General features: G+C 71.9%; 1 pseudogene. It reads right to left on the bottom strand.

Annotated elements, in window-relative coordinates:
* A pseudogene (locus HX774_RS19640) lies at positions 1-303 on the bottom strand (folate-binding protein); the annotation flags it as partial.

Here is a 303-nt window from a genome sequence, read left to right as displayed (position 1 = left end):
GGCCAGCACGGCGGGTGTGTCGGGGCCGACGACGCTGAGCACCGCGAGCTCCGCCGTGGCGTCGCGGGGCTCCACCTTGGACCAGAACACCATCTTCGTCAGGTAGTCGAGCAGCTCGGCGAGCTCGCCGGGCTCGGTGTCGAGGTACACCACGGCGTCCCCGGAGGCATCGGCGCAGTGGCCGACCACCATGTGGTGCAGCACGCGGCCCTGCAGGTCGAGGATCAGGGCCTCCGTGCCGGTGTCGGCGGGCAGCGCGCTGACGTGCTGGGTGAGCAGCAGGTGCAGCCAGCTCAGGCGGTC

This window comes from Brevundimonas sp. P7753 (genome assembly GCF_013386595.1).
Lineage (GTDB): Bacteria > Pseudomonadota > Alphaproteobacteria > Caulobacterales > Caulobacteraceae > Brevundimonas > Brevundimonas bullata.
Note: the sequence above shows the minus strand (reverse complement) of the source record. Positions and strands in the feature narration are given on the sequence as shown.